Here is a 7440-nt window from a genome sequence, read left to right on the forward strand (position 1 = left end):
TGCGCGTTAGTCGAGCAGCGCCAGCATCGCCTGCGCCGTGCTCTCTTCGGTAACCAGTGCGTTAATTCGTTTGCCTTTTAGCGCCGCGACAATCGCCTCGGCTTTTTCTACCCCGCCTGCGACGCCCAGCACGGTGGGGATATTGGCCAATTCATCCGGCGAGACGGCAATCAGCTCGTCGTGAATGGCCATGTTTTCCGCCAGCTCGCCATTGCGCTGCATGAAGTAGCCGAGGATGTCGCCGACCGCGCCTTTGCGGCCAAAAATCAGTTGTTCGCCTTCGCTGATATAGCCCGAGCGCAGAATAGTGGCGTCGTGCTTCTGGTTTAGCGAGCCGATGCCGACGATAGCGATGTCCGCCGCGCAGGCCGCCAGCATCACGTCATGCACATTGCGCTCTTGGCGGAAAATCGCCGCGACGCTGGCCGAGGATGCCCGCAACGGCGCGGGGATAATGCTTACGCCACAGGCCGCGTCGAGCTGGCCGATGCCGGTCATATAAGGGCCGACGCCGCCGGACAGCGTCACCATGCGGATCTGCTGTGAGCTGATAAAGCCGCTCAGGTGCTGCAAAGTGCTCATCGCGGTTTCGCCAAACCCCACTGCCAGCAGCTGATCGGGCTTAAGCAGCGTCATCAACATGTGCGCGGCACCCACGCCAAGACGGCTGCTCAGCACCCCTTCAGATAGCTGCGGCAACACGCGGACGTGCTGCAAATCAAAGCGATTTAGCAAGGTGTTTTCCAGCGCCAGACAACCCTCAAAGCGCGAGTTAATCTGCACGCGAATAACGCCCGACTGACGGCCTTTCTCCAGCAAACGCGAGACTTTCAGGCGCGTCAGCCCCAGTCGGTCACCGATCTCATTTTGGGTCAGGCCGTCGTGGTAATAGAACCACGCGGTACGTGCCAACAGCTCTTCTTCGCCCATGCCGTATTCCATTGGGATAGTCAGGTCGGACTGCGTTGCTTTGTCATTCATAGTGAACACTTATCAAAATGTAGATCAATTGTTCGTTAACAAAATGTTGTTAACTGTGATGTGTATGGCAAATCGTGAATGATTGCTGTTCGAATCATATCGCAGAGTATATGGATTGAACAAACTGTGATCGCGGCTGAAGTTTTATTCGTCACCCGAGACTAGGCTTTTGAACAATATTAAATGATAAATACATTTGTTCATTGAATGTGTTTTCACTCAGAGGCCCTTTCATGCAGACAGACTCCCTCGACGCGTTATTACAGGTTTCCGGTGTCAGCAAAGGTTTTTCCGGCGTGGCGGTACTGAAAAATATCGACTTCACCCTGCACGGCGGTGAGATCCATGCGTTGCTGGGAGGCAACGGCGCGGGGAAGTCCACTTTGATGAAAATCATCGCCGGGGTCGAGGTGGCGGACAGCGGCACGCTGTGGCTGAACGGCAAAATACAAACTGGCATGACGCCCGCCAAGGCCCACCAGGCGGGGATCTATCTGGTGCCGCAGGAGCCGATGCTGTTCCCGAGCCTGACGGTAAAAGAGAACATTTTATTTCGTCTGCCCGCCCATCAGGCTCGCGGCGATAAGCTGAAACAGCGCCTTGAGCAGCTGGGCTGTACCTTGCCGCTTGGCGCACTGGCCGGAACGCTGGAAGTGGCCGACCAGCAGTTGGTGGAGATCCTGCGCGGGCTGATGCGCGACGCGCGGCTGCTGATCCTCGACGAACCCACCGCCTCGCTGACGCCTGCTGAATCCGCCCGGCTCTTTACTCAGGTGAAAAAGCTCACGGCGCAGGGCGTCGGGGTGGTGTTTATCTCCCACAAGCTGCCGGAAATTCGCCAAATTGCCGACCGCGTGAGCGTGATGCGCGACGGCAAAATTGCGCTCAGCGGCGCCCTGAGCGAACTCGACAACGAGCAGCTGATTCAGGCTATTACTCCGCAGGCCGCACAAACCGCGCTGCCCGCCGAACAGAAGCTGTGGCTGGATCTCCCCGGTTCGCGCCGCAACGCTGCGGCAGGCCAGCCGGTGCTACAGGTGGAAAACCTCACTGGCGAAGGCTTTATTGATATCTCTTTAACGGTGAATGCCGGAGAAATTGTCGGGCTGGCGGGCGTGGTCGGGGCCGGACGCACCGAGCTGGCTGAAACGCTGTATGGCCTGCGCGCGGCGCGGGGCGGGCAGGTGCGGCTGGCGGGGCGCGATATCACGTCGCTCAATACTCTGGCCCGGCTGGAACAGGGGCTGGTATACCTGCCCGAAGACCGTCAGGCCTCCGGCTTATACCTTGACGCGCCGCTGTCATGGAACACCACCTCGCTGACCTTTAACCGCACCGGCTGGTGGCTCAACCCCAAACGCGAGGCCGCCGTGCTCGAACGCTACCACCGTGCGCTGGGCATTAGATATTCCCACGGCGAGCAGCACGCCCGCACGCTCTCCGGCGGCAACCAGCAAAAGCTGCTGATCGCCAAATGCCTGGAAGCCGCCCCGGCGCTGCTGATTGTCGATGAACCAACCCGTGGCGTGGACGTTTCCGCCCGCGCTGACATCTACCAACTGCTGCAAAGCGTGGTGAAACAGAATGTCGCCGTGCTGCTGATCTCTTCCGATTTAGACGAGATAGAAGGGCTGGCGGACCGGGTTTTTGTCATGCATCAGGGGGAGATGAGCGGCGAGCTGCGCGGAGGCGACATTAACGTCAACGGCATCATGCATATCGCCTTCGGCAATGCTCACCAACCCGCGCCCGCCAAGGCTTTAGATGGAGAAGCGTCATGCTGAAACTGATTCAGAATAACCGTGAGCTCACCGCGCTATTGGCGATTGTCGCGCTGTTCGGCCTGCTGGGCGCGATGGACAGCCAGTCGTTTAGCTTTCAGACGCTGGGGATGATTTTCGGCAGCGCGCAGATCCTCATGCTGCTGGCGATGGGCGCCACGCTGGTGATGCTGACCCGCAATATTGACGTCTCGGTCGGCTCGATAACCGGGCTGTGCGCGGTGTCGCTGGGTATTTTGCTTAATAGCGGCGTCGCTTTGCCGCTGGCCTGTCTGGCGACGCTGGCAGTCGGGATTGCGGCGGGCTTGTTCAACGGCGTGCTGGTGGCGTGGCTGCGCATTCCGGCGATTGTCGCCACCCTCGGCACGCTGGGGTTGTATCGCGGATTGATGCTGCTGCTGACCGGCGGTAAATGGATTGAGGGGCTGCCCGCTGACTTGAAATCGCTCTCTGCGCCGCTGGTGCTGGGCATTTCACCTCTCGGCCTGCTGGTGATTGTGCTGCTGTTAGCCATGTTCTGGATGCTGTCGCGCACGGCGTTTGGCCGCAGCTTCTACGCCGTTGGGGACAATCTACAGGGCGCGCGCCAGCTCGGCGTGCCGGTGAATCGCATGCGCATTCTGGCTTTCGGCATTAATGGCGCGATGGCGGCGCTGGCCGGGATTGTCTTCGCTTCGCAAATTGGTTTTGTGCCGAATCAAACCGGCAGCGGGCTGGAAATGAAAGCCATCGCTGCCTGCGTGCTGGGGGGCATTAGCCTGCTTGGCGGCACTGGCAGCATCGTTGGTGCGGTGCTGGGAGCCTACTTCCTGACGCAAATCGACAGCGTGCTGGTGCTATTGCGCCTGCCCGCGTGGTGGAACGACTTTATCGCGGGCGTAGTGCTGCTGGCGGTGCTGGTGTTTGACGGGCGTTTGCGTCAGGCCCTCGACAAAAACCTGCGCCGCCAGAAGTACGCTCGCTTCCAACCCAAAGCGGCGGTAGTCGAAAGAGCCAAAACCAAACCGTCGGAGCCGCGCACTTCCCGACGCATGAACGCCAATAAAAGCGGGGTGCTGTGATGAACAACCTGAAGCGTTACGGCTGGGAAGGGGCGCTGCTGGCCCTGCTGGTGATGGAGATCTTACTGTTTGGCTTTGCTAACCCGCGCATGCTGGACATTAACACGCTGCTGTTTAGCACCAGCGACTTCATCACCATTGGCATCGTCGCGCTGCCGCTGACCATGGTGATTGTCAGCGGCGGCATTGATATCTCTTTCGGCTCGACCATCGGCCTTTGCGCCATCGCGCTCGGCGTGCTGTGTCAGGCGGGCGTGCCCCTGCCACTGGCGATTGGCCTGACGCTGGTACTCGGCGCGGCCTGCGGTTTGCTCAACGCCGCGCTCATCCTTTATACCGGGGTCAATCCGCTGGTGATCACCCTTGGCACCTTATACCTGTTTGGCGGCAGCGCACTGCTGCTTTCCGGGCTGGCGGGCGCGACCGGTTTCGAAGGCATTGGCGACTTCCCGGCGGCTTTTACCGATTTCGCTAACCGAGTGGTGCTGGGCTTGCCGATGCCGCTGCTGATTTTCCTTCTGGCAACGCTGTTCTTCTGGGCATTGATGCACCGCACCCGCACCGGCCGCAATGTGTTTCTGATTGGGCAAAACGCCCGCGTGGCGCGCTATGGCGCACTGCCCGTCAGCCGCACGCTGTTTGCGCTGTATGGCATGACCGGGCTGGCCTCGGCGGTTGCAGCGATAGTCATGACCTCCTACTTCGGCTCGGCGCGCTCGGACCTCGGCGTCTCCTTGCTCATGCCTGCCATCACCGCAGTGGTGCTGGGCGGGGCGAATATTTACGGCGGTTCCGGCTCGGTGTTAGGCACCGCGCTGGCGACCTTGCTGATTGGTTATTTGCAACAAGGGCTGCAAATGGTCGGCATCTCCAGCCAAGTTTCCAGCGCACTCTCCGGCGCGCTGCTGATTCTGGTGGTGATTGGCCGTTCAGCCAGCCTCAACCGTGGCCTCCTTCGCAGTGTTTTCCAGCGCTATTACCGCCGCTGGTCTGCGCCTTCTGCTTCTCTGACCTCGAAATAATGTGGAGTGAATGATGAAAACAACCGCGTGGAAAAACCTGTTCGCCGTCAGCGCATTGGCTGTGGTTTGTGCCAGCGCACAGGCCGCAGATCGCATCGCCTTTATCCCGAAACTGGTCGGAGTTGGCTACTTCACCAGTGGCGGCAGTGGCGCAACGGCGGCGGGCAAGGAGCTGGGCATCGACGTGACCTACGACGGCCCGACGGAGCCGAGCGTGTCGGGGCAGGTGCAGATGATCAATAACTTCGTCAATCAGGGCTATGGCGCCATCGTGGTCGCGGCGGTATCCCCCGATGGACTCTGCCCGGCCTTAAAACGCGCCATGCAGCGCGGGGTGAAAGTCCTGACATGGGACTCGGACACCAAGCCCGAGTGCCGCTCGATTTATATCAACCAAGGCACGCCGCAGCAGTTAGGTTCCATGTTAGTGGACATGACCGCCAGCCAAGTGACCAAAGAGAAAGCCAAGGTGGCGTTCTTCTACTCCAGCCCGACGGTGACCGACCAGAACCAGTGGGTGAAAGAGGCGAAAGCCAAAATCGCCAAAGAGCATCCGGGCTGGGAAATTGTCACCACGCAATATGGCTATAACGACGCCACCAAGTCGCTACAAACCGCCGAGGGCATCATGAAATCGTGGAATGACCTCGACGCCATCATCGCCCCGGATGCCAATGCCTTGCCAGCGGCGGCGCAGGCGGCGGAAAACCTCGGGCGCAAGAATGTCGCCATCGTCGGCTTCAGCACGCCAAACGTTATGCGCCCGTACGTCGAGCGTGGCACGGTGAAACAGTTCGGCCTGTGGGACGTAGTGGCGCAGGGCAAAATCTCGGTGTATGTCGCCGAACAGCTGCTGAAGAAGGGCGAGCTGAACGTCGGCGACAAGCTGGATGTGCCGAAAATCGGGCAGGTAGAAGTCTCGCCGAACAGCGTGCAGGGCTACCAATATGAAGCCAAGGGCAACGGCATTGTTCTGCTGCCGGAGCGCGTAGTGTTCACCAAAGACAACATCGGTAAATACGATTTCTAACATTAACGTCACTGTAAGGAGAACTTGAGATGGCTGATTTAGATGACATCAAAGACGGCAAGGATTTTGGTATTGGTACGCCGCAAAGCAACCACGCTTTCTTCCTTAAAGGAAGCGGGGCGCTGGACTGGGGGATGCAGTCGCGGCTGGCGCGCATTTTCAATCCGGCCTCCGGGAGAACCGTCATGCTGGCGTTCGACCACGGCTATTTTCAGGGGCCGACCACCGGCCTTGAGCGTATCGATCTCAACATCGCGCCGCTGTTCGAACACACGGACGTTTTGATGTGTACACGCGGCATTCTGCGCAGCGTGGTGCCCGCTGCCGTCAATAAACCCGTGGTGCTGCGCGCGTCTGGCGGCAATTCGATTCTCACCGAGCTGTCGAACGAAACCGTGGCCGTAGCCATTGAAGACGCGCTGCGCCTGAACGTTTCCGCCATGGCCGCGCAGGTTTATATCGGCAGCGAGCACGAGCATCAGTCGATCAAAAACATTATTCAGCTAGTGGATCAGGGCACCCGCTACGGCATGCCAACCATGGCGGTGACCGGGGTGGGCAAAGATATGGTGCGCGATCAGCGTTACTTCTCATTGGCCACCCGCATCGCCGCCGAGATGGGGGCGCACATCATCAAAACTTACTATGTGGACAGTGGCTTCGAGCGCGTCGCCGCAGGCTGCCCGGTGCCGATTGTTATCGCCGGTGGTAAGAAACTGCCCGAGCGCGAAGCCTTAGAGATGTGCTTCCAGGCTATCGATCAGGGGGCATCTGGCGTGGATATGGGGCGCAACATCTTCCAGTCCGAATCGCCAATCGCCATGCTGAAAGCCGTGCAGGCCGTGGTGCATAACAACGCCAGCGTCGACCACGCCTACGAGTTGTTTCTCGACCAAAAAGGCTGAGCCAAGGAGGAGTTATGGAAGTCACACTGGTAGAAATTAATGTTAAAGCGGACAAGGTCGATGAGTTCTTGAAAGTGTTTCGTGACAATCACTTAGGCGCGATTAAAGAGCCGGGCAACCTGCGCTTTGACGTGCTGCAAGACGAGCAAGAACCCACGCGATTTTTCATTTATGAAGCCTACGTCGATAACGCCGCCGTCGCCGCCCACAAACAGACGCCGCACTACCTAAAGTGCGTCGAGGCGCTTGAGGGTTTGATGACGGGGCCGAGGAAGAAGACCAGTTTTAGAGGGATTTATCCTGAATAGGGCCTGCTCATTCTTCTTTTTAAGGAGAGGCCGGGTTGAGGTTTGGTGCATTGAGCACGGTTTTAAACCACTCCTCATCCCTGCCTTCTCCTCTGATAGGAGAAGGAGTAAACCCATCCCCAGACTGACCTAAGTCACTGAGTTTTCTTCAATACCCACTCCCAGCATCCCCCTTTCCCGGGGGAGGAGCAGAACAGCACACCACTGAAACGGCACTTCGCGACGATCACTAAAGTGCCTGAAACATGTCCATTCCAACCCTGCGCAGCCTCGAACTCACAAAAGAAAAAACGCAGGGTTCCAAGGGAGGCGCGTTTACGCCTCCCTTGGTCGGTGTGGGCCGACGCCCACG

Annotated in this window: 7 protein-coding genes; 6 read left to right on the plus strand and 1 reads right to left on the minus strand. The window is 58.9% G+C overall.

What is annotated here, in order from left to right; genetic code table 11:
* Positions 1-6: 6 nt before the first annotated feature.
* Positions 7-981 carry a transcriptional regulator LsrR gene (gene lsrR, locus SBO83_RS15145; protein WP_353501628.1) on the minus strand — a complete coding sequence of 325 codons (975 nt, stop codon included), beginning with the start codon at positions 979-981 and terminating at the stop codon, positions 7-9.
* Positions 982-1214: 233 nt separating this feature from the next.
* Between lsrR and lsrA the strand changes: the two genes are divergently transcribed.
* From lsrA to lsrG, 6 genes are read left to right on the plus strand one after another with little or no spacing between them, the layout of a single operon-like run.
* The gene (gene lsrA, locus SBO83_RS15150) at positions 1215-2765 is read left to right on the plus strand and encodes an autoinducer 2 ABC transporter ATP-binding protein LsrA (protein WP_396132070.1); all 1551 of its coding nucleotides are present in this window, start codon (positions 1215-1217) and stop codon (positions 2763-2765) included.
* Positions 2759-3823, plus strand: coding sequence for an autoinducer 2 ABC transporter permease LsrC (lsrC, locus tag SBO83_RS15155; protein WP_396132071.1), 1065 nt, complete (start codon positions 2759-2761; stop codon positions 3821-3823). Before lsrA ends, lsrC begins: the two co-directional genes overlap by 7 nt.
* Positions 3823-4845: an autoinducer 2 ABC transporter permease LsrD gene (lsrD, locus tag SBO83_RS15160; protein WP_396132072.1), complete on the plus strand. Its 1023-nt coding sequence runs from the start codon at positions 3823-3825 to the stop codon at positions 4843-4845. Before lsrC ends, lsrD begins: the two co-directional genes overlap by 1 nt.
* A gap of 13 nt (positions 4846-4858) precedes the next feature.
* On the plus strand, positions 4859-5875 hold the full coding sequence (gene lsrB / locus SBO83_RS15165; protein WP_396132083.1) for an autoinducer 2 ABC transporter substrate-binding protein LsrB: 1017 nt from the start codon (positions 4859-4861) through the stop codon (positions 5873-5875).
* Between the two features lie 29 nt (positions 5876-5904).
* Complete coding sequence (lsrF, locus tag SBO83_RS15170; protein WP_396132073.1) at positions 5905-6780, plus strand: 3-hydroxy-5-phosphonooxypentane-2,4-dione thiolase; 876 nt, start codon at positions 5905-5907, stop codon at positions 6778-6780.
* A 14-nt stretch (positions 6781-6794) separates the two neighbouring features.
* Positions 6795-7088 carry a (4S)-4-hydroxy-5-phosphonooxypentane-2,3-dione isomerase gene (gene lsrG / locus SBO83_RS15175; protein WP_034789397.1) on the plus strand — a complete coding sequence of 98 codons (294 nt, stop codon included), beginning with the start codon at positions 6795-6797 and terminating at the stop codon, positions 7086-7088.
* Positions 7089-7440: the final 352 nt, after the last annotated feature.

Source organism: Ewingella allii (genome assembly GCF_044430645.1).
Lineage (GTDB): Bacteria > Pseudomonadota > Gammaproteobacteria > Enterobacterales > Enterobacteriaceae > Ewingella > Ewingella allii.

Coding starts and splice junctions, on each gene's coding strand:
- lsrR (WP_353501628.1), bottom strand. CDS start 981: ATGAATGACAAAGCAACGCAGTCCGACCTGACTATCCCAATGGAATAC.
- lsrA (WP_396132070.1), top strand. CDS start 1,215: ATGCAGACAGACTCCCTCGACGCGTTATTACAGGTTTCCGGTGTCAGC.
- lsrC (WP_396132071.1), top strand. CDS start 2,759: ATGCTGAAACTGATTCAGAATAACCGTGAGCTCACCGCGCTATTGGCG.
- lsrD (WP_396132072.1), top strand. CDS start 3,823: ATGAACAACCTGAAGCGTTACGGCTGGGAAGGGGCGCTGCTGGCCCTG.
- lsrB (WP_396132083.1), top strand. CDS start 4,859: ATGAAAACAACCGCGTGGAAAAACCTGTTCGCCGTCAGCGCATTGGCT.
- lsrF (WP_396132073.1), top strand. CDS start 5,905: ATGGCTGATTTAGATGACATCAAAGACGGCAAGGATTTTGGTATTGGT.
- lsrG (WP_034789397.1), top strand. CDS start 6,795: ATGGAAGTCACACTGGTAGAAATTAATGTTAAAGCGGACAAGGTCGAT.